Annotated in this window: 1 protein-coding gene; it reads left to right on the top strand. The window is 58.8% G+C overall.

All coding sequences use genetic code 11. From position 1 onward, the window contains the following. Nucleotides 1–36 precede the first annotated feature (36 nt). Complete coding sequence (locus tag AC5DDB_RS29795) at nt 37–1272, top strand: phage major capsid protein (RefSeq protein ID WP_491743416.1); 1236 nt, start codon at nt 37–39, stop codon at nt 1270–1272. Nucleotides 1273–1342 lie beyond the last annotated feature (70 nt).

The raw sequence follows: 1342 nt of genomic DNA on the forward strand, positions 1-1342 counted from the left end.
ATCGAGCGGATTGAAAAATACTGTCGGGACTAGGACATGACCCGGTTCCGCTTTTACGAAGTGCCAGCGACCATCGCTCCGAACGAACCGACCGGGGGACAGGTCCAATTTGATTCCATTCCAGGGACGGACATCATGGCGAGAAAACGAACTTCGCTCACCCGACAACGCATCCGCCGCGAAGCCGAAATGATCACGGCGGGGCTGTTGCTCCAATGCAATCAGTCGCCGATTGATATCACGGCATCGAACGACGTCAAAAGCCGCCAAGATGAAGCCGCATGCTTGGCAGAAGGCATCTACGGATCGGATGGCTGCACGCTGCGAGCGGCCGCCCGCGACATCCTTGCCCTGCAAGGCATCGAACCGCCCGGCGAGGTCGGCCGCATGATTATCGCCGCCATGTCGACTTCGGTCGGCGGGGAAGTGTTCGACAATGTCGTCAACCGGAGTGCGATGGAGCAATATCGAGTCGGTGCTCAATCGCTCTACGGGTGGGCAACGTTCAAGACAGACATTGCGGATTTCAAAGCGAACAAGCGGGTCCGCGTTGGCGTGCCCGATTCACTGGAAAAGCAGGCGAGAGGGCAGGAAGCTGGCCATCTGAGTTTCGACGTCATTGGAGCCGAAACGTACCGCGTGCATCGTTACACCGATCAGTTTCGAGCGGACGAGCAAGATTTGATCGACGACGATATCGGGTTGCTCGCAACGATCGGAACGCAATTGGGAAAGGCCGCCGCTCTCACGTTCATGAACCTCGCTTACGCGGAACTGCTCGGCAACCGGACACTCTCCGATGGGACCGCCTGGTTCCATGCGGACCACGGAAACTTGAACACTCCGGCACCGCTTTCGGCTTCCTCACTCGGCACGGCCATCGCCAACATGGCCAACCAAACCGAGAACGGCCAGGTCCTCGACCTGCGACCGGGTTATCTGATCGCACCCTGGGAACTCGACAACACTGTTCGGGGAGTGTTGCGAGATCGCGAGATCGACGGTTGGTCCGACGTCCAAGTTCGCTGTGATGCTCGCCTGAGTCAAGGCGTCAAGGATCCCGACACTGGCAACACCTACGCGGGCAGTGAATCAACTTGGTTTTTGGCCGCGAAGAACGTGCCGATTCTCGAAATCGGAACCCGCACGCCGGAACCCGTCATTCGAGCATTCGAACTCGACCAAGGCGAATGGGGCCGGGCGTGGGACGTGCACTGGGACATCGGCGTGAAGGCCCTCGACTATCGCGGCATCAGCAAGAACGTTGCTTAGATCAACTCCGGAGTGACCGGTGGCGATGGGCTTTCATTCGACCATCGCCGCCGGTTCACTCATGCTTTCA

This window comes from Thalassoroseus sp. (genome assembly GCF_984380535.1).